A 20,762-nucleotide genomic window follows, 5' to 3' on the forward strand; every position below is an offset into this window, starting at 1 on the left:
AAGCACTCAATGTAACAACTGCTGTTCAATTCGCTCAAGCCGTTTGCTCAATCGCCAATTCAGCAGATAAAAGATCACCATCAACACAGCAAAGCTAATAATCAAAGCGATCAATATTAATCGCATGATTTGCACAATACGATTCGCTTCATTGACTTGAGTTTGCACAGTTTCGGCAAAAGGTGTGACTGCTTTGCCGTAGATTTGATGCTGCATCATCCACAATTGTTCAGGCTTAAAACCATTCGCTACCATTTGACTTGCATCATTTTGTTCAACTTTGGCAAGCTTGGATAAATAAGCCAGTGCCACTTCACGATCTATTGGGCGATGTAAAATAGCAGTTTGTGCTAAAAGGTAATCTGCAACAGGTTCATCAATCTTACTTTGCTGAATATAACGATAAACGTCACTTTGCTGAATATTAGTTTGATATTCAACAGCTTTAAGATACTGTTCTTGCTGAGGATCATCACCAACCCATTCGTACTGAGCAAAGCTCAACCCTGCCCATAACAAGATAAAACTAATCACAAATGCCAAAGTGGTTTGTACAAAGCCTTTAAATTTTTGCTTAAAAAAAGAAAGTTTTTTGGCGTAGAAAATCAGTAAAATCGCGCCAACAAAAGACATACTGAGCTTGAGTCCGAGCCATAAAATCCACTGAATCAAATGGCTGAAATAATCGTTTTGTCCGCCGATACGATCTTGAACCGATTGCGCACTAAATGGTACATGGAGCTGTTGCAAAGTTGGTGAAATCTCAAATATGGCATAGACCAGTTGTTGATTAAAATACAAAGCCACCAGCGCCATGATGCCAAGCAATAAAGACAGCATCATCGAGGCACGCATTTTGTTACGGCGAGCTTTGAGTTGCACCAAACCTTGCTCAAACTCAACCTGCTGTTGCACCGATAGATGTACTGAAGACCTATCTTTTAATTTGCTCATATGTATTTATGCTCAAAATTGAATAAGTTGAGATTAAGACTTTTTCATCTCATACTGACTATCTTCGATCACCAATTGATTTAAATTAGACTGTAAAGATTTCAGTTTTTCAGTGGCTTGGACACGTTGTTGCATGCCCTCTTTTTGAATCTGAATCACATCATTGACGGTTTTGATCAAGGTATTCTGCACATGCTCTAAGGTTTCTACGTCGATCACTGCACGTTGATTCGCCCTTGCAGTTTTTACCGAATTATCATGTAAAAGTTCCGCATTGCGACGCAATAATTCATTGGTGGCATCATCAATGGTATTTGCCAATTCCACGCTATTTTTCTGCTCATTTAAGGACAGTGCCAAACTGATCTGATTTTTCCATGCAGGTAAGGTGATGTTTTTAATCGCATAAAACTTATCGACCAGCATCAGATTATTGGATTGGATAATCCGAATCATCGGTAACGTTTGCAGTGCAGACTGTTGTAGTGTGCGCAGATCATGCACACGCTTTTCCAAATTATTGGCATGATGATTTAGGTCATAAATCTGACTGACAATCTGTTGATTGCTTTGGTCATTGCTTTGACTGCTTAATTGACTGATTTGATTGGCAATCTGCTTTTTCTTGAGCTGTCCAGAGGCGACATATATGCCAAGCTGACGGTACTCATCTTGAATCGCGTCGTGCATTTTATCCAGCATATCCACACGTTGTTTTAGACCGCCTTGTGTGGTTTCAATCTCTTTGACCAAGGTATCAATTTGCGCTTTGCTATCATTAAATCGCAGTTGAAAACTTTGCTTTGCCCCACTAAATTTCGATAAAATCGAGCCGATCAGCCCTTTCTTTTTATTTTCAGCAAGCACATTTTCACTGTTGAGTTGTTGAGCGACTTGCACCACTTGGTTGAGCTTTTGTCCTGTTTCATCTAAATCTTTACTTTGCACCATTTGTAGCAATTCATCGGTATAGCTAGAGGTGTTTGAAGCAATATTTTTGCCATATTCCGCCACACTCTGCTGACCTAATTCGTCAAGTTCATGACTGACTTCTTGTACTTGTACAAAGTCTTGCGCAGATAATCCCAAAGACTGTAAATCTAGTTGCTCAAATTCGGATTGGCTGATTTTATTTTCCGTCTGAATGATTTGGTTTTTCGGGTCAGAAGACGATGGGTTTGAATTGCTCATGATTGTTTTCCTAAAGATCGCTTTTTCTCAGAATTTATTTGATGTTTGTTGCATTTGAGCTTTGCTGTGCTTGTATTGACTGGGATTGCGAATGCTCAATATCTAAAGTCCGAATCAATTGCTCACGCAGTCGATTGAGTTTTTCCAATTCTGCAGGACTTTGCCCTGCATGACTCGCCCGAATCTGTTGATACCACAGTGGAATCAATACATTTTTCGCCTCATTAAAACGATCTAAAATGCTCATCGCCACATTTTGATTGAGCTGAATCTGCGCCATGGCGAGGTCGGTGGCATGCTGTGAAGTCATGAGCATATTAATTTTTTTATCCAATCGCATTGAAAATGACTCATATTGAGCACTCGATGCAAACTGCTGAGCTTGCTGTAAAAACTGTTCGCCTGCCTCAATATATTGGGACATTTCCACCTGTTTATTTTCTAAGGCTTGGAAATTTTGTTGCGATTGCATGATCTCACCATAGACACATTGGCTTAAAACCGTGGCTTGCTCAATACTTTTTTCAAGATTTTTTAAGAAGTTAATCGAACCTGCCTGATGCTCTAAATCGACACCAAACCAGCGATGTAGGAAATGATATTTCTTGGCGCTAAAGATTTTTTTCGATTGATTCAGCTGAGCAATGATATTTTTGATCAGTCGTCCAAGTTCGGCAGAATGCGCAATATTTGCTTGTGACAAAAGGCAATGCTGATCTTGAATAATCGCATCTGCATAATTACTGAGCTTAGAAGGATCATTGAGTATTGGCGTAAGAATATCTCGTTGAATGGCGATAACTGCTGATTGGTCTGATTGAGATTGATCAACGCCATTTGCATGATTTACTGGGTTTAAATCATGTACATTTTTTTCATCAGACTTTTTGTCTATTCGACGCGATCGCTTAAACGAAATACCCAAATGAGCTTCACCCCCAAATGCCTTAGAATCTATAGATTGCAAACTACACGTTAACAACAAACAATTGAATTACCTATTAATAATAAATGGTATTTTTCTTATTCATTTCAACATGTATCGTTTAAAAATTACAAATTCGCTACGTAGATTTTTTCACGCATCAAGCACCTAAATTTAAAAGTCATCAGAATCTCTCAACAAAGTGAAAGCCTATTGATTCTGTTATACTTTCAGTTTCTTATCTGTTTTTTCAATTCACATTGACCCTCCATGTCCAAAGCCATTCCCAATATCGACCTACAGCTTCGTAACGATCCCATAGCACTCAAAGCATGGATCAAAGCAGAGGCGCAAGACCTAGGTTTTGCCGACTGTGTGGTGGCTCGTCCTGATGCACAAGATCAATTGCAGCATCTACAAGGCTATTTGGACAAAGGCTATCACGCCGATATGCACTATTTGGCTGAGAACTTGGATAAACGTGCCAATCCAAAACTCTTGGTTGAAGGTACAGAATGTATTCTTTGCGTCAGACTCAACTATCTACAAGAAAAACCACAAGGTCGCTATGTACCAGAACAGCCTGATGTCGGCATCATTGCACGTTATGCGCGCGGGCGTGATTATCACAAGATCATGCGCGGACGATTAAAACAATTGGCTCAACGCATCGAAGCCAAAGTTGGGCAATTTTCCAATCGTCCATTTAGCGACTCTGCACCGATCTTCGAAAAAGCCCTCGCCGAAAATGCAGGCATGGGTTGGACAGGCAAACACACTTTACTCATCAATCGAGATTCAGGCTCATTTTTTGTATTGGGTGAGCTGTTTTGTGGCTTGCCCTTGCCTTTTGATGAGCCAACCACGGCGCACTGTGGCAGTTGCTCCGCCTGTATTGATATTTGTCCAACCCAAGCCATCGTTGCGCCTTATCAGCTTGATGCACGCAAATGTATCGCTTACTTAACCATTGAATATAAAGGCAGTATTCCTCTCGAACTGCGTCCACAAATCGGCAATCGAATTTTCGGCTGTGATGATTGTCAGTTGGTCTGTCCGTGGAATCGTTATGCACATGTCACGACCATTGATGACTTCTTACCTCGCCATGGCTTAGACCAAACGTCGCTACTTGAATTTTGGCAATGGGATGAAGCGACCTTTTTAGCAAAAACCGAAGGTAGTCCAATTCGTCGAACAGGTTTTCAGAGTTTTAAACGCAATATTGCCATCGCTTTGGGTAATGCCTCGCACTCTAAAGACATTATTCAACAGCTTTCAATGCAAGATAATCAGCAACATCAAGACATCGTGCTTGAACATCAACATTGGGCGTTGCAACAACAGCTCGCTAAAAACATTTAAAAAATCTTTGAACCAAAAATTCGCATAAAAAAAATGACGCACTAGGCGTCACTTAATTATTCGTTGCAAAGCATCTTAGGACACTTCTTTGACCACGACAGACTTAGCAATCTTGTCATGCCAACCTTGCTTTTTGCCGTCCCAAATCATCCAAAAGTAACCGAGAAAAAATACCAACGTAGAAGGGATATAACCGATATAACGAAGGATCGCTTGCCCAATACTGAGGTTGTTGCCTGTAGCTTCGTCTAAAACTTTTAATTTAAGCAATCGCTTACCAGGTGTTCCTGCAAACTTCACCCAACAGAACACGATAAAGATAATGCCAATTGCTTGCATAATCCAATCTGCTTTCGTCCATGCAAATGGATTTTGCATATCCGCTTCTGATGCGAATAAAAAGCCAATTGGAGTAAAGATAATCATTAAAATAATGGTGTCGATGATCACCGCCGCTAGTCGAATCCAGAATCCTGCGTATTGGTATTGTCCAGACATTGTTTATACTCACTTTATATTTAATTTAATCATAAAAAACCAGTTAAAACTCTACGATGCCGTAAAACTTAACTGGTTTTATTCTATTTGAAAAATATTCTTATTAAAAGTGCTAAGTTACTGTGTAAGTTACCGTACTTGCTCAAGAAAAATTTTTCTTTGTAATATCTTTTGTGAGTCGATTTATACACTCAGCATACTATTAATGGTTTCCACCACATTTTTCGACTTGGCTTGACCTTGTAGCGTTTGCAGTTTTTCTTTAAGCTCAGTACGTCTAGGCTCACTCAGGGTATACCAACGTGACAAGGCTTGGATCATGCGAGAGCCAACGATTGGATTTTTCTGATCCATATTTTTTGCCAAGTTGATAAAGTGCGCCGTCCCAACATCTCCCCAGAGGTTGACTGGACGTGAACCGATCCCGCCTGTGATTGCTCGAATACGATTCGGTGTACCGAGATCATAATCAGGATGTGCCACCAATTGCGCAATGCGTGATTGATCGGCACGAGGATGCGCCGCTTGGATCATAAACCATTGATCAATCGCCAAATCTTCATCTTTAAAACGATCATAAAAATCCTGCAACGCATCAGACGCTTGCGGTGCATCAAACCAGACGAGGACACGAAGCGCACCAAGACGTTCGGTCATATTGTCAGTCGTTTGATACTGCTGATAGGCTAGATCAAACACTTCCGTAGAGCCTTGTCGAGCCATCATGGTGAGTGCAATATTTCTTAATGCACGAATGCCCATTGCTTGGCTAAATTCGGTTTGCGACTTTGGATCAAGTGTTGTGTAAATGGCTTTCCAAAATTCACCAAATTGTTTTGCCAAATCATTCAGCAAGGCTTCACGTTTGATTTCCACAATTTCAGGACGATAGTCGTTATCTATACGACTTGCCAGATAGCTTTCTGACGGCACATCGAGTAATCGAGAAGCAAGATTTGGATCAGTTTTAATCAGCTCAGGCAATAGTTTTACATTGGTGATCACATCTAAATACACGGTCGCATCGTGATCTTTGAGCAGTATATTTTCCAATAAAGTCTGCGCTGCTTGCCATTGGTTAAAGCCACTGGTTTCATGTTGAAGCAGGAACGCAAGCTCGGCATCGTTATAGGCAAATTCAAGATTTACTGGTGCTGAGAAATTACGCAATAATGACACCACAGGGCGATTCGTCACGTTGTTAAAGTGAACCGTCGCCTCATCTTGATCAAATAAAATCATACCATCTTTGACATGGTTTTCGGTCAATGACTCGCTGTCGAGTTCACACTGCTCGCCTGTTTCGGCATCGAATAGCGCAATCGCAACAGGAATCGGAACCGCTTTAAGATTTGGGTATTTCGCATGTGGCTTGACACTTTGTTTTAAACGCAAAGTATAGACATGCGTGGTTGCGTCATATTCTTCATTGACTTCGAGCGTTGGCGTACCCGGTTGGTTGTACCACGTCAGAAATGCCGATAAATCCACACCAGAACCTGCGCTGAGTGCAGCGACCCAATCCTCGACCGTCACGGCTTGCCCATCATGACGTTTGAAATATTCGTCTGTACCCAGGCGGAATTTTTCTTTACCAAGCAAAGTCGCCATCATGCGAGAGATTTCCGCACCTTTTTCATAGACGGTTGCGGTGTAGAAATTATTAATCTCCACAAAATGATCAGGACGTGCAGGATGTGATAACGGTCCTGCATCTTCTGGGAATTGGTGTGATTTTAATACCGACACATCATCAATGCGCTGAACCGCAGCCGACTGTAAATCTTCGGAAAAAGATTGATCACGGAAAACGGTTAAGCCTTCTTTTAGACAGAGTTGAAACCAATCACGGCAAGTAATGCGATTGCCTGTCCAGTTATGGAAATATTCATGGGCAATCACCGACTGCACCCGCATGATCGAGGCATCAGTGGTGTATTCAGGATCAGCGAGCACACACGAAGTATTGAAAATATTTAAGCCTTTATTTTCCATTGCACCCATGTTGAAGGCACTGGTCGCCACGATCATATAGTTGTCCAAATCATACGGGCGACCATAATGGACTTCGTCCCATTTCATCGAATCTTTCAGCGCTTGCATGGCGATATGACATTTCGGAATGTCTTTGGCTTCGGCGTAGATTTCCAGCGCCACATTACGCCCTTCAATGGTGGTGTAACTGTCTTTGAGCACCTGTAAATCACCGATCACACAAGCAAATAAATAGCTTGGCTTCTTGGTTGGATCTTGCCAAACCGTATAATGACGACCGCCGTCTAACTCACCTTTTTCAATCAAGTTCCCATTAGCAAGTAAGACTGGAAATTTTTTGTCCGCTTCGACACGCGTAGTAAATACTGACAACACATCTGGACGATCAGGATAAAAAGTGATTTTACGGAAGCCTTCAGGCTCGTTTTGAGTAACAAAAAGGTCATCACCCGCTTTGTACAGACCTTCGAGCTGTGTATTTGATTCAGGGTGAATGATCACTACGGTTTCAACAATTGCTTGATCAGACGCATTAGCAATGGTCAGTTGTTCGCTATCGAGTTGATATTGTTCAGGACTAAGCACTTGACCATTGATTTTGATTGATTTTAATTCTAAATCTCGCCCAAGTAGTACCAAATCCCCTGCATGCTGGCGTCGCATGTCCAGTTTGGCAGTGACTTCACTGTATGTATCAAATACACGAATATCCAAGTCGATGCTGTTCACCGCAAAGGCAGGGGGCGTGTAATCTTTTAAATAGACGGTTTCAGGGACGCTCGGGGTATCAACAGCAATATTCATGTTTTTTTCCTTTAATTTGAGTACAGTTTCATTCAATTCAGATCAATTGATATAAGTAATGGCGAATTATTTATTTTAAAGCTTCCTGATACCAAGCTTGGTCAACATTTGTGCTTAATGTGAAACTGATTTTGAAAACAAATTAATCACGATCACACCAACAATAATCAAGGCAATGCCAATCTGTGCAGGTAGATCAAGCCGTTGATTCAAATAAATCCACCCCACAATCGAAATCAGCACAATGCCCAAACCACTCCACAAGGCATAAGTAATCCCAATCGGAATACTTTTACTGACGATGCTTAAACAATAAAATGCAATACCATACCCAACTGCCATGATTAAGGTTGGCATCATCTTGGTAAAGCCTTCTGAGCGAACCAACGCTGTGGTTGCAATCACTTCACAAACAATCGCAAAGGCAAGAATAAAATAGCTTTTTAACATCACTCACCCATTAAAACCATTGTTAAGTGAATAAATTATAAATGAATTTTAAAGTGATAATACCATTCGATTGAAAATTCACACGATAAAATTGTGCTGATGCTTTACAATACTTCATCGCCATTTTCACATCTTGTTTAAGCTCAAATCATGCCCGAAGTCAGTCAAATTTTCCAAAAACAATTGGATGCCAGTCAGTATTGCCCTGTCTGTCAGGCGGCGATGTATTGGGTTGAGGCAGAGTATTACCACCAAGCGATGAGCTACCACCAATGTTCACACTGTGATCATTGTCAGTTCGTACAAAATGCAGGACAAAACTGTCACTGCGAATACTGTCTAAAACAACGCAAAAAATCCATCCAAAGCAGTTTATATACCGAACGCAAAGAACAACAACGCAAAAAGCAACGTGCCGAAGACAATTTGGAATATTTACTTGATGATTTGAGTTTATTAGAGAAATTATTTTTACTCAGTTTACTTGATGGTACGGTGGATGATCATCGTGTGCATGATCAGTTTGTTGATTTTTCACGTTATCGTTCAACGCATATCGCACCAAGCTATCAACTGTTTAAAATGCTGAAACAGCAATTAATCCATAATGACTATGTGCTAGAAAAACCGCTTTTAGAAAAACAACACTCGGAAAATGTAGAACAATATTATACCAATTTGAAATTGCAGGGCTATCGAGAGCCAAGCCTACTCAGTATCACGGAACAACTTCGAGCATGGTTTTATCGTGATTTTTGTCAAGGCTTGCCATTTCGAAGTAGTAGTGAAGTGAAACAGACTTTGCAATTGATCTTGGCACATGAACTGTTGCATTTTTGCCAATATCGCTGTCAGGCTTTACATGTGCAGTTTTATGGTAATCAAGCTTTGATTGATCAATTTCAAAATTTACTGAATGAACTTGCTGTAACACAAATCTACTTTCTGATTGATCGTGCACTGAATTATTTAGCAGAAAAGAAGCTATTACAACCGTCTAATCAAAACTACGTCAATACCAACCGACTACGCAAAACCTTAGCTGAATATCGGCAACGTGGTATCGAACAGCACTGGGAAACGCAAAACTTACCACGTCCGCAAGATATGCCACGCTCACAGATGACAGAAATTTTCCTACATCGGTTTTTAAAACTTGATGACAAGGTCTATCAACAACCACTGTGGAAATCATGGCAACTGATCTCGCCGAAGCTACGTTTCTTCGCAGAGTGTCATTGTATCCAATGTGGTAGCCGTGATTTAACCATTGAGTATTCGACTGAAGAATATGTATCGTTTAGCTGTTTGCGTTGTAAGCAACAGGATCATTATTTTATTTAGATCACTGAGTAAACTTCAGTTTCGATTTTCGTATCAACACATACATCAATGGAATAAATAGCAAGACCAAAACCGTACCGAACAATACCCCACCAAATACGCTGTAACCAATCGACTGACGACTGATCGCACCTGCACCTGAGGAAAACATCAACGGAATCACACCTGCACCAAAAGCAATCGACGTCATCAAAATCGGGCGTAAACGTAACTCAGCAGCGTGCAAAGCAGCATCAGTCGCTGATCGACCTTGCTCTTGTAAGCTTGCCGCATACTCGACCATGAGAATGGCATTTTTACAGGACAATCCAATCGTCGTGAGTAAAGCAATTTGGAAATAAATATCGTTGGCAAAACCAAACACAAAACTAAATACAATCGTACCACCAATCCCCAAGGGAATCGCCGCCATGACTGCTGTTGGAATCGACCAACTTTCATAAAGCGCAGCAAGACATAAGAAGATAAAGGCGACTGATACTAGATATAGCCAAATCGTCTGATTACTGGATTGTTGCTCTTGATAAGACAAGCCACTCCAAGCGAGATCAACACCATCGATTTTTTGGACTAATTCAGTTAATTTCTGCATCACTTGACCGCTACTAACTCCTGTCGCTGGTTCAGCCTCCATTTCCATGCCTGCATACCCTGCAAAACGCTCAAGCGTTGGCGGTGCGCCTTGCCATGAAACCGAACTAAATTGACTAAACGGAATCATCTGACCAAGATCATTTTTGATATACCAATAACTTAAATCTTCAGGCTTTGAGCGATACGGTGCATCACCTTGTAGATAAACACGTTTAATCCGTCCACGATCAATAAAGTCATTGATATAACTGCCACTCCATGCAGTTGATAAGGTACTATTAATCGCATTGACAGCAACACCGTTAACCATTGCTGCTTTATGATCAATATCAACGCTGAGTACCGCTTGATTGTCATTACTTTCTTTTTCGATATTGGCAATCACACCACTTGCACCCGCAAGTTGTTGTAATTCGGCAAACTTCTCAAGTAATCCTTGTTGCCCAAGTCCACGATTATCCTGTAGCCAAAACTCAACCTTATCCGAATTCCCTAGCCCACGAATCACAGACGGCGCAATCACGCGTACATTTGCATCGGTTTTTGCGCTAAAGTATTTATTGGCACGTTGACGTATTGCATCGGTTGTATTGTCTGCGCCTTTGCGCTCACTCCAATCTTTAAAGGAAACAAAAGCTTGACCAAGATTCTGTCCATTGCCTGAAAAGTTTCTACCATGAATCACCATAATGCCATTTAAGGTATTTTTTTCTTGTTCATTAAAATATTTATAAATCTCTAAACCAATTTTTTCAGTTTCTCGAAGTGGCGTACCTTCTGGTAAGCTAAATTGAACACTGAGCAAACCTTGATCTTCTTGTGGTAAAAAACTGGTTGGTAAATTTTGATAAATCCACACAAATCCTGCAATCAATATAGCAAATATAAACAAAGAGATATTGCGAACATTGATCATTTTATTGGCTATTTTTAAATAATAATTTTTTAACCGATCAATCCACGAATTAAATTTCTCCGCCCATTTTGATTTTTTCTCGGGACGTAACAACAAAGCACACAATGCAGGTGTCAGAATCAGTGCAACAAGTAATGACAATGCCATTGCAACAACGAGTGTAACAGAAAACTGCCGATAAATAATCCCTGTCGCACCACTAAAAAATGACATGGGAATAAATACCGCAGTCAACACTAAAGTAATACCAATCAACGCCCCACTAATCTCTTGCATCGACTGAATACTGGCTTGCTTGGCATCGATATGCTGCTCGTGCATGATGCGCTCAACATTTTCCACCACCACGATCGCATCATCAACCAAAAGACCAATCGCTAAAACCATGGCAAACAAAGTTAAAGTATTGATACTCATGCCAAGTACCAATAGCACTGCACAAGTTCCCAAAATCACCACAGGTACCGTCACCGCAGGAATAATCGTCGCTCGCCAACTTTGTAAGAATAAAAACATCACCAAAACGACTAAGACGATTGCCTCAAACAATGTCGCTGTGACCTGTGACATGGATGCTTTGACAAATGGCGTATCATCACGTGGATAGACGATAAAATAACCTTCAGGTAAATTTTCTTTCAGATGTTCAACTTCCGCATAGATCGCATCTGCGGTTTGCATCATATTTGCACCGACTGACAAAGAGATCGACAGACCAGATGCAGGATGACCATTTAAACGGTTAAAAACTTGATAGTTCTCTGCCCCAATTTCCACACGAGCAATGTCTTTGAGATAAACAAAACTGCCGTGGTTATTGGCTTTGATAATGATTTGTTCAAATTGTTCAGGTGTTCGAAGCAAGGCACCTGATTTAACCTTCGCATTCAGATATTGTTCACTGGATGCAGGCAAATCACCAACTGCACCTGCAACGACTTGTGCATTTTGTGACTCTAAAGCACTACGCACATCGCTGACCATTAGGCCATAACGCTGTAATTGCAAAGGATTAAGCCAAATCCGCATGGCATATTGCGAACCAAAAACATTGATCTCGCCAACGCCTTCGATACGGCTTAAATTCAATTCAAAATGATTGGTGAGATAATCAGAAATATCAATATTGGTCGAGCGCCCACTTCGATCACCTAAGCCTATGACCAGAAAGGAATCACTTAACGACTTGCGTACATTGACCCCTTGTCGTTGTACATCTTCAGGGAGGCGATTGAGTGCTCCATTAATCGCATTTTGCACTTGAACTTGTGCTTGATCTGCATCTGTACCTTGCTCAAAATATAGGCTAATTCGACTACGACCATTAGAATCACTGCTTGCCTGAAAATACAGTAAATTATCAATGCCTTTAATTTGTTGTTCTAATACTTGGGTCACGCTTTCTTCGACAGTTTGTGCATCTGCACCATTGTACGTTGCATTGACGGTAATACGAGGTGGCGCAATATCAGGATAACGCTCTACAGGTAGTTGGAATACGGAAAAGCTACCGATTGCAACTGTTAAAATTGCCAGTACAAATGCAAAAATTGGACGATGAATAAAAAACTTTGAAATCATTTACATCTGTACCGTACAAAATCAAAAATAGAAAAATCAATTCAATATAGAAATAGAAAAAATGCCGCATAAATTATTCTAAACGTGGACATTGGAAATTTAGCACAACTGCATAAAATTCCTATGAATTCATATGGAATCCATGCTGAATTTACAAAAAAGACAGACTATGAATGAATTAAGAAGATGGTTTATCAATCACTGATCATTAAAAAACCTATAGCTCGATATGAACTATAGGCTTTCTCAAGAAACTTAATCAGATGCTTTTAGAAACTTTGTAAAAGCGAGCGAATAGCGTACTCAAGGCGCAACGCAGAAATTTGCCTATGCAGATACTTTTCTAATGTTTCGTATTATTGATTGGCTGCCTGCTCTGCTAACCAAGCTGTAAACTTTTGACGTTCTTGTGGTGTTGCAGATTGCCAAAGTTGAATCAACTGCTGTGCTTTTCCAGTAGTTTGTAATTGCCCTGTACTTTGTGCTTGAGCTAATGGCGCTTGAACCGTTGTTGTTGTCACTGCGCCTACAGTTTGTGCCATTGAAGTGGTGTTTTTTGCTGCCTGAGTATTGAGCATAGCAGATTGCGTCGATATCTTTTTAGGTGCATCGTTTTGAGAACGTAAATCCACTGAGGAACCAAAAATACTATTACCAAACCACGATGTTGACTTGCTATTTGCACCCGCTTGTTTTGCAATCAATTGCCCTTGTGCATTTTCAACACCAATGGTTGGCTTTTTTGCAAACTTTTTCGCTTCGTCATAGTCCGATGGTGCATTGACCAAAGTGATTCTATAGTTTTGTCCATCTTGTAATTGGACTTGATTTAAACTGACGATACCCGATTTCAAGATGTCATGTCGGATTGGGTCAAGGTTGAACAAATCTTTATAACGCACTGCAATATTATGTGTACCCGCATCGAGCTGAAAGCTATTTTCTTTATAACTTAGAAAACCATCCTGGACTTCTTGACCATTGATTGCGATGACTTCAATTTCTTCAGGTGCAGTGATGGTCACATCGGCATAGCTCAATGAAGCTGTCAGTAACACATAAAGACCTAAAAGCATTGAGCTAAGTCTTGGTGACGTGAAGCGTTGTGAAGCCAATTGTTGCGGAGATAATTTTACGAATTTCATTACTTTTGCCCAATTCATCAATTTGTCATAAATTATTGCCTTTGCACTATGCGTATTTTAGATGACATTTTTATGACAATAACGCCGATCAATACAATTTTCAACGATAAGCTTATCTTAGATTTTGGCTAAGCCTTTGACCGATCAATTTCGCCAAGCAATTTGAATCAAACCTTCACATAATAAAAAGCCAAATCTGATGATTTGGCTTTTCGAGTCATGCTTACTGCAAATGATTAAAACAACGAATTAGCTTATTCGTCAGTTTGGAACAACGCCGTCACAAAGGATTTTGCAGAAAACGGACGCAAGTCATCAATCTTCTCACCGACACCGATATAGCGAATCGGTACATGCGATTTACTGGCAATATTAAACAGCACACCACCTTTTGCTGTACCATCAAGCTTGGTAATGGTAATCCCAGTTAAACCAACTGCTTCATCAAAGAGTTGTACTTGATTAATCGCATTCTGACCTGTGCCTGCATCAACCACGAGCATGATCTCATGCGGTGCCGTGCCGTCGATCTTTTGCATGACACGTTTTACTTTGCTGAGTTCTTCCATCAGATTAGATTTATTGTGCAAACGTCCTGCGGTATCGGCGATCAACACATCTATATTTCTCGCTTTGGCACTGGCGATTGCATCATAGATCACTGATGCACTGTCCGAGCCATGCCCTTGAGCCACGACGGGAATCTGATTGCGCTCACCCCAAATTTGTAACTGTTCAGTTGCTGCTGCACGGAAAGTATCACCTGCTGCGAGCATGACTTTTTTGCCTTCACCTTGTAAGCGTTTTGCGAGTTTACCAATCGTTGTGGTTTTCCCGACACCATTGACACCAACCACAAGGATCACATACGGCGTTTTATTCGGATCAATGTGTAATGGTTTAACACGAGGTGCAAGGATATTGACCAATTCTTCTTGCAGAGCTTTGTACAAAGAATGTGAATAAATCAAACCGCCACGTGCAGTACGTTCGGTGAGATTTTGAATGATGGTTTTGGTGGCATCGACACCAATATCAGCAACTAAGAGTTGATCTTCAACTTCTTCTAAGAGCTCATCGTCGATTTCTTTGCCACCGATCAAAATATTGACCATACCATCTGCAAGATTTTTACGTGACTTGGATAAGCCTTGTTTCATACGGCTAAAGAAGCCGCCAGTTTCTTCTGTTGCTGTAGCCTCAGTCGCAGATTCATTACTGATTTCCGTATTATTTTCGACTGTTTGTTGTGCTTTGCCCTGTGTAACTGCTTCTTGAATTACAGTTTCTTGAATTTGCGCTTGCTTGGCTTGAACAGCTTGCTCAACACGTGGCGTTTCGATGATTGGCACATCGACACTTGGCAAACTCGGTAAGGTCACATCATCATCACCAATCTCGTCATCAATTAAAAACTTTTGTTGTGAATTAGAATTGTCTTGCATGAAAAATCCTTGATGCGAGCAAATAGCAAAATGCAATGTGAAACTGATATATGAATGGGGAATATTGTAGCATAATTACTTTTTTCAACTCATCTCTTCATCGTTTATATTGATGCTTTTCACTCGATGTTACTGAACTAAACCCGAAGCACTTGCATCTGCGCTAGATTTCTTATATCAATAGATTTCTTTTATCAATAGTTGATCTCGTAAAAATCAGATTCATCATAACGCATCACATTTCAGGCTAAACTTTTTGTGCATAAAACTTCCCAAACAACTACGCTTCAAATCAGCAAAGATAAAAAACCATTATCACTATGGCAGTCGCCAATCTGTGTTGCGCTCACTGCTACGCTAATCGTGGTGACCATGCCTCAGCTCGCTTATGCGAAAAATGAAACGACAAAAAGTCACAGCATCAAAAGTAAAAGTGTCAAAACTGAAAACCAAACCATTTATCACACTTTAAATAATGGGCTAAAAGTCATCATTCAGCCTGATCATCGTGCGCCTTTGGCGATGGTACAAGTCTGGTATCAAGTCGGCGGTGCAGATGAGCCTGATGATTTATTAGGAATTTCACATGTGCTTGAACATATGATGTTTAAAGGTACGGTCAAAGTACCAGATGATCAATTTAAACGGATCAATGCCAACTTTGGTGGTAGTTTAAATGCCCTGACCAATCACAATTACACCTATTATTATCAACTTTTTCCGAAAGATTACGTGGCATTAGCACTTGAGCTAGAAGCCGATCGTATGAGCAATCTGCATTTACGACAGCAAGACTTTGCCACCGAAATCGAAGTGGTGAAAGAAGAGCGCCGTCAACGTATCGAAGACAATCCACAAGCACAGGCATTTGAAGATTTTCGGCAAATCGCCTACCCAAGTAGTCGCTATCGACTACCTGTGATTGGCTATATGCAAAATCTAAATCAAATGAATTTATCGGATGTACGCAAATGGTATCAAACGTGGTATGCACCGAATAATGCAACGTTGGTGATCGTTGGTGATGTCAATCCACAACAAACTTTGACCCAAGTACAACGCTATTTTGGTGATTTAAAATCAAAGCAATTACCTGAACGAAATCGCTTAAAAGAATCGAATCAATCAGGCTATCGCCATGAGGTAAAATATGCTTCGGTACAGGTGCCGAATCTCTATATGGCGTGGAATGTACCTAGCCTAGCTACTGCATCACCGAAAAATCAGGCGTATGTACTAGATGTTTTGCGTGAGGTATTAGATGGCGGTTTGTCTGCACGAATCGAGAAAGAATTAGTCCGTGAGCAAAAAATCCTCACCACAGCCAGTGCCAACTATGAAATGCTTAATCGTGGCGATACCATCTTTAGCATTACCGCCATTCCTGCCGAGGGCGTGACATTAAAGCAAGCTGAACAAGCCATTATCAAGCTGATTGATGAACTAAAAACATCATGGATTCAACCTGATGAATTGCTCCGTGTGCAATCCTCTACATTGTCAAAAATGGTCTACGCACAAGATACCTTGCAAGGTCAGGCGGAGCTGATTGGAAAAATGCAAGCCAACAATGTCGATGCAAACGAGGCTAAAAATCTCTTTCAAAAATATGACGGCATCAAAGCCGAAGACTTACAGCAAGTAATTACGCAATATTTTAATGATGATAATTTGGCGAGTTTATATTTATTGCCTATGGATCAACAGCCTGTCTTTACTCAAAATCAGACCCAAACTCAAAAAACCAGCCAAAATCAAGTAAAACCAACACAGCAAAACCAACAAAATAATGATGTTGTAAACACCGCTAAAACACAAACCACAACAACACAAAGTTTAAAAAATTAAGGCAATTCTATGATCAAGCTCAAAGCAAAACGCACCGCCTTAACTCATGTCATTAAATTATCTTTATGCCTATTTACGGCTTTTTCAACGTCTTATGTCTATGCACAGCAAACGGAATATGCCACAACGGCCAGTGACATACAGTCAGATAGCGATACTGGCGAAGTAATCCAATCGACTGAAAACAACCTTATCGCAAATACCGCATCACTTCCCTATCTGCAAAGTTTGCACGACCTACAGCAACACCCTTATCAAGCGCCCCAGGTACAAGAACTGTTTAGTAAAAATGGCGTAAGAACTTTATTGGTCGAGTCAAAGCAACTCCCAATTGTGGATATTCAATTGACCTTTAATGCAGGCTCTGCACGTGATGAAAGCATTTCAAAAGGCATAAATGGTTTAGCAAACCTGACCGCAAGATTATTAAATGAAGGCACATCGACGCAAACTGCCAACTATATTGCCCAAAGCTTTGAACGACTCGGCGCACAGTATTCTGCACAAGCGTATCGAGATATGTTTGTGGTGCGTCTACGTGTTTTATCCGATGAAAAACGCCTAGAACCCGCACTCAACCAATTGATTTTTTTACTTAAAGATGCACAATTTCCTCAAGGTAGTATTGATCGAATTTTGAATAATGCACAAGTCGGTCAGAAACAAGTTAAAGAAAATCCAAAACGCAGTATGAGTGTGCGCTTCTATCGTGCGATTTATGGCGATCACCCTTATGCACAGCCAAGTACAGGCACGATTCAAAGCCTAAAACGTATCAAAAGTGAAGATATTCAAGCCTTTAAAAATCAATTCTTGGTGGCGAATAATTTAAATATCGCTATTACAGGCAATGTTAATCAACAGCAAGCACAACAAATGATTGACCTGCTCACCGAACAAATCAGCACAGGAGAATCTGCACAGCTTTTACCTGAAGCAGAAGCACTGGAAAAAGCGCAAATTATCCGTATTCCATTTAACTCATCGCAAGCGCATGTGATGATCGGTCAAATCGGTATTCGCCGTGATGATCCAGACCGATTTGCACTTGAGGTTGGTAATGAAATCTTTGGTAGCGGTGGCTTTCAAAGCCTACTTATGCAAGAGCTTCGTGAAAAACGTGGACTGACTTATAGCGCATCGAGCAATCTCAGCAGTATGCAGTCGCAAGGTTTGTTTTATATTCAATATTCGACGCAACGTGAGCAACTGCTCGAAAGCCTTAATATCACCTATGACACTTTATTAAAATTTCTACATCAGCCGTTGGCGACTGCGCAAATCGAAGGAAGCAAACGTGGGCTCATTCGAGCCTTTCCACTCCTTCTACGCAGTAATGCCAATATCAATAGCCAACTTGGTGCAATTGGATTTTATGGCTTACCAAGTAACTATCTGAGCCAATATCAACAATATATTTCAGCAGTGACCGCCGAAGATGTACAGCAAGCTTGGCAAAAGCATATTCACCCTGAAAAATTTTTAACTGTTTTGGCAGGTAAAGATATTTCCACAAATGAAGTGGCAGAACTCTATGAAAAATTGCTTACGCCTTATCAGCTTACACCATCGCAGAAGACAGCCGATACGGAAAAGAATACTTTAGAAGTTAAAAATAATAGCGATCAAGCTCCATTAACGACCACACCTTAATCGCTTAAAAACTTATGAGCTGGTTTTATTCTACTTCTACTGATTTTTGAAAATGAATCCGTTGTTGCTCACGATGATGCACACGAAGCCATTTGAAATATTGAAACTGATTGACTTCTGTTTGCGATAATTGCGCTTGATTCAATAGATAATTTGCAGATTCTCGACTATTTGAATATAAAGCTTGCGATGCAAATCGTTGTAACTGTTGGTGCTGTGCATCACTGATCGGCTGTTGAAAACTCGAAATCCCCCAACTCAGCAAAATCACAATCAATATAGCTGTGGCAATATGCTGTGCATAATCCATGAGTTTGATCATATGCTTTGAAAACTGCGGAAACTCAGCCTGCGCAAATAATGTTACATTTTTTTTCATAGCTTTGATTCTAGCCACAGATGTAGCTCTCCTCAAGTAAAAACATATATATGATCGCTTAAAACGTATGAATCGCCTAGCTTATGATCAATTTTTAAAATTTAAGTTAATTTTTTGGCAAGTTGGTGAAAATATCGAATCATCAGCAGTGATGCATTCATGTAAGCAGACTTGACTTCAACCGTGATGAAGCCTATAACTGATTTATAGATAAGATTTTCCTTATTTTAAATGATTGTTCTTGAAGTTATTTCTACGATTAAACTCTGTAATTAAACAAAATATTTATAACGATTTGAAAATGTTTTAAATCATTACTCAAGGAAAATATTTAAGCACTGAGTAAATTATAAGTTTAGTTTATTTGTAAATATTATGAATTAGAAACAAACTTGTGATCAATTGTCATCGTGTTGTCATACCAAACTGACACTCTAACCTCACAGCATTTCAACTCCACAAAAAATGAGTGCTGTGCATTATGCGTCATGCATAACAAATCCAAGCCATTACAAGTATAAAGGAGCAAACCATGAACTTTACAAAGGCGACAGACGAAGCCGAGCATTTGTACTCAACAGGTGTTATCACCGTACAAACGCAAATGGACTATCGTAACGGTATCAGCCAACTTGAAGCTGCTGCCAAAGCAGGACATGCCAAAGCGGCAATGTTCTTATCCCAACTCTATCAACAAGGTTTTCGTGTTGAACGTGATTCATTGAAAGCGCAATATTGGGAAAATTATGGCTATCAAATCGCTTAATTTTCAAGAAACCACTCAGCTAACTTCAATTCACGCTCTACATCAAATCCTCTCAAAATACACAATACAACCGATATTGATTTCGAAACCAACGCTTATTACCAAGCATAGGTTTTGAGATCAATTTTGTCATTTTTCACCATCACACCTTCTGCCAGTAGCAATTGCGCTTGCAAATTTTGACCATGTTCTGTAAACATAATTGTGCAGATTTTCCCTTGTGAATTGACCACTCGATACCACGGCAATGTGCTTCGATCATCCATATTGCCTAGCACTTTACCCACCAATCGAGCATGCTTTGGTAGTCCTGCGAGCCTTGCCACTTGACCATAACTGGCCACTTTGCCGTATGGTATTAATGCCACCACCGCTAAGATTTGCTCGGCAAGTTCTTTGGAAGCACTCGTTTTGGACGATTTTGTCGTTGGTTTTGAATTCATGTAAATCATTAACTACTATAGATATATCTTCCACGTTATACTAAATCTGATGAAAAATACCCTTTATTTTTCCTACTCATTAACAACTTAAGAAAATCAATAAGTTATCACACATCCCAAAAACTTTGGGTATGTAATACTTTTAAAGGTTAAAGTGCTGTTATCACTTAAATTTTTATGATAATTTTATAGTGTCCCATCGCATAGATGGCTTAGAAAAATGACACCGCCTACAAAAGCGCCTAATAAGAGTGTCCCATCGCATAGATGGCTTAGAAAGATTACTATTAACGTCCATGCACCGATATAAAGTGTCCCATCGCATAGATGGCTTAGAAAACACAGATAAAGGCAATGCGCTTGAAGAAATGGTGTCCCATCGCATAGATGGCTTAGAAATGCGAATGGTGCAAACATTACGTGGCTAAATAGTGTCCCATCGCATAGATGGCGTAGAAATCAATCG

At 40.3% G+C, this 20,762-nt stretch carries 16 protein-coding genes; 5 read left to right on the top strand and 11 right to left on the bottom strand.

Features of this window, described 5'->3' with window-relative positions; genetic code table 11:
• Positions 1-6: 6 nt before the first annotated feature.
• Genes ACE3PQ_RS09915 through ACE3PQ_RS09925 form a run of 3 tightly spaced genes read right to left on the bottom strand, consistent with a single transcriptional unit; the run spans position 7 to position 3,070 of the window.
• Positions 7-954 (bottom strand): hypothetical protein, encoded by a 948-nt coding sequence (locus ACE3PQ_RS09915; RefSeq protein WP_374297408.1) that lies wholly within the window; start codon positions 952-954, stop codon positions 7-9.
• Between the two features lie 33 nt (positions 955-987).
• Positions 988-2,145, bottom strand: coding sequence for a toxic anion resistance protein (locus ACE3PQ_RS09920; RefSeq protein WP_374297410.1), 1,158 nt, complete (start codon positions 2,143-2,145; stop codon positions 988-990).
• 34 nt (positions 2,146-2,179) lie between these two features.
• Positions 2,180-3,070: a tellurium resistance protein gene (locus ACE3PQ_RS09925; protein ID WP_374297412.1), complete on the bottom strand. Its 891-nt coding sequence runs from the start codon at positions 3,068-3,070 to the stop codon at positions 2,180-2,182.
• 270 nt (positions 3,071-3,340) lie between these two features.
• On the opposite strand from ACE3PQ_RS09925, the gene queG reads away from it, so the two are divergent.
• A complete protein-coding gene (gene queG, locus ACE3PQ_RS09930) occupies positions 3,341-4,435 on the top strand; it encodes a tRNA epoxyqueuosine(34) reductase QueG (protein WP_374297414.1) in 1,095 nt (364 codons plus the stop codon).
• Between the two features lie 75 nt (positions 4,436-4,510).
• Here queG and ACE3PQ_RS09935 read toward each other — a convergent pair whose 3' ends face one another.
• From ACE3PQ_RS09935 to ACE3PQ_RS09945, 3 genes are all read right to left on the bottom strand, one after another.
• Positions 4,511-4,933: an RDD family protein gene (locus tag ACE3PQ_RS09935; RefSeq protein ID WP_241573080.1), complete on the bottom strand. Its 423-nt coding sequence runs from the start codon at positions 4,931-4,933 to the stop codon at positions 4,511-4,513.
• A 183-nt stretch (positions 4,934-5,116) separates the two neighbouring features.
• Entirely contained in the window at positions 5,117-7,732 is a 2,616-nt protein-coding gene (pepN, locus tag ACE3PQ_RS09940) for an aminopeptidase N (protein WP_374297415.1), read from the bottom strand.
• A 114-nt stretch (positions 7,733-7,846) separates the two neighbouring features.
• Positions 7,847-8,182 (bottom strand): multidrug efflux SMR transporter, encoded by a 336-nt coding sequence (locus ACE3PQ_RS09945; RefSeq protein WP_374297417.1) that lies wholly within the window; start codon positions 8,180-8,182, stop codon positions 7,847-7,849.
• 150 nt (positions 8,183-8,332) lie between these two features.
• On the opposite strand from ACE3PQ_RS09945, the gene ACE3PQ_RS09950 reads away from it, so the two are divergent.
• Positions 8,333-9,526, top strand: a complete 1,194-nt coding sequence (locus tag ACE3PQ_RS09950; RefSeq protein ID WP_374297418.1) for a hypothetical protein — start codon at positions 8,333-8,335, stop codon at positions 9,524-9,526.
• Between the two features lies 1 nt (position 9,527).
• On the opposite strand, the gene ACE3PQ_RS09955 is transcribed toward ACE3PQ_RS09950, so the two are convergent.
• The 3 genes from ACE3PQ_RS09955 to ftsY form a co-directional block, all read right to left on the bottom strand.
• Entirely contained in the window at positions 9,528-12,617 is a 3,090-nt protein-coding gene (locus tag ACE3PQ_RS09955) for a multidrug efflux RND transporter permease subunit (RefSeq protein WP_374297420.1), read from the bottom strand.
• 356 nt (positions 12,618-12,973) lie between these two features.
• Positions 12,974-13,762: a DUF2057 family protein gene (locus ACE3PQ_RS09960; RefSeq protein WP_374297422.1), complete on the bottom strand. Its 789-nt coding sequence runs from the start codon at positions 13,760-13,762 to the stop codon at positions 12,974-12,976.
• Positions 13,763-14,016: 254 nt separating this feature from the next.
• Positions 14,017-15,207 (bottom strand): signal recognition particle-docking protein FtsY, encoded by a 1,191-nt coding sequence (gene ftsY / locus ACE3PQ_RS09965; RefSeq protein WP_374297424.1) that lies wholly within the window; start codon positions 15,205-15,207, stop codon positions 14,017-14,019.
• Positions 15,208-15,465: 258 nt separating this feature from the next.
• On the opposite strand from ftsY, the gene ACE3PQ_RS09970 reads away from it, so the two are divergent.
• Together ACE3PQ_RS09970 and ACE3PQ_RS09975 are read left to right on the top strand one after the other, a co-directional pair.
• Entirely contained in the window at positions 15,466-17,055 is a 1,590-nt protein-coding gene (locus ACE3PQ_RS09970; protein WP_374297425.1) for a M16 family metallopeptidase, read from the top strand.
• 9 nt (positions 17,056-17,064) lie between these two features.
• The gene (locus tag ACE3PQ_RS09975; protein WP_374297428.1) at positions 17,065-18,708 is read left to right on the top strand and encodes a M16 family metallopeptidase; all 1,644 of its coding nucleotides are present in this window, start codon (positions 17,065-17,067) and stop codon (positions 18,706-18,708) included.
• 25 nt (positions 18,709-18,733) lie between these two features.
• Here ACE3PQ_RS09975 and ACE3PQ_RS09980 read toward each other — a convergent pair whose 3' ends face one another.
• Entirely contained in the window at positions 18,734-19,087 is a 354-nt protein-coding gene (locus ACE3PQ_RS09980; RefSeq protein WP_374297430.1) for a hypothetical protein, read from the bottom strand.
• Between the two features lie 532 nt (positions 19,088-19,619).
• On the opposite strand from ACE3PQ_RS09980, the gene ACE3PQ_RS09985 reads away from it, so the two are divergent.
• On the top strand, positions 19,620-19,853 hold the full coding sequence (locus tag ACE3PQ_RS09985) for a hypothetical protein (protein ID WP_241573111.1): 234 nt from the start codon (positions 19,620-19,622) through the stop codon (positions 19,851-19,853).
• Positions 19,854-19,951: 98 nt separating this feature from the next.
• Here the strand turns inward: ACE3PQ_RS09985 and ACE3PQ_RS09990 are convergent, their stop codons facing one another.
• Positions 19,952-20,296, bottom strand: coding sequence for an MGMT family protein (locus tag ACE3PQ_RS09990; protein ID WP_374297432.1), 345 nt, complete (start codon positions 20,294-20,296; stop codon positions 19,952-19,954).
• Between the last annotated feature and the right edge of the window lie 466 nt (positions 20,297-20,762).

The organism is Acinetobacter sp., assembly GCF_041911495.1.
Lineage (GTDB): Bacteria > Pseudomonadota > Gammaproteobacteria > Pseudomonadales > Moraxellaceae > Acinetobacter.

What these genes read in the sequence shown, in the direction of transcription:
- queG (WP_374297414.1), top strand. Translation starts at nt 3,341, where the DNA reads ATGTCCAAAGCCATTCCCAATATCGACCTACAGCTTCGTAACGATCCC.
- ACE3PQ_RS09975 (WP_374297428.1), top strand. Translation starts at nt 17,065, where the DNA reads ATGATCAAGCTCAAAGCAAAACGCACCGCCTTAACTCATGTCATTAAA.
- ACE3PQ_RS09990 (WP_374297432.1), bottom strand. Translation starts at nt 20,296, where the DNA reads ATGAATTCAAAACCAACGACAAAATCGTCCAAAACGAGTGCTTCCAAA.
- ACE3PQ_RS09945 (WP_374297417.1), bottom strand. Translation starts at nt 8,182, where the DNA reads ATGTTAAAAAGCTATTTTATTCTTGCCTTTGCGATTGTTTGTGAAGTG.
- pepN (WP_374297415.1), bottom strand. Translation starts at nt 7,732, where the DNA reads ATGAATATTGCTGTTGATACCCCGAGCGTCCCTGAAACCGTCTATTTA.
- ACE3PQ_RS09985 (WP_241573111.1), top strand. Translation starts at nt 19,620, where the DNA reads ATGAACTTTACAAAGGCGACAGACGAAGCCGAGCATTTGTACTCAACA.
- ACE3PQ_RS09960 (WP_374297422.1), bottom strand. Translation starts at nt 13,762, where the DNA reads ATGAAATTCGTAAAATTATCTCCGCAACAATTGGCTTCACAACGCTTC.
- ACE3PQ_RS09920 (WP_374297410.1), bottom strand. Translation starts at nt 2,145, where the DNA reads ATGAGCAATTCAAACCCATCGTCTTCTGACCCGAAAAACCAAATCATT.
- ACE3PQ_RS09935 (WP_241573080.1), bottom strand. Translation starts at nt 4,933, where the DNA reads ATGTCTGGACAATACCAATACGCAGGATTCTGGATTCGACTAGCGGCG.
- ACE3PQ_RS09955 (WP_374297420.1), bottom strand. Translation starts at nt 12,617, where the DNA reads ATGATTTCAAAGTTTTTTATTCATCGTCCAATTTTTGCATTTGTACTG.
- ACE3PQ_RS09950 (WP_374297418.1), top strand. Translation starts at nt 8,333, where the DNA reads ATGCCCGAAGTCAGTCAAATTTTCCAAAAACAATTGGATGCCAGTCAG.
- ACE3PQ_RS09980 (WP_374297430.1), bottom strand. Translation starts at nt 19,087, where the DNA reads ATGAAAAAAAATGTAACATTATTTGCGCAGGCTGAGTTTCCGCAGTTT.
- ftsY (WP_374297424.1), bottom strand. Translation starts at nt 15,207, where the DNA reads ATGCAAGACAATTCTAATTCACAACAAAAGTTTTTAATTGATGACGAG.
- ACE3PQ_RS09915 (WP_374297408.1), bottom strand. Translation starts at nt 954, where the DNA reads ATGAGCAAATTAAAAGATAGGTCTTCAGTACATCTATCGGTGCAACAG.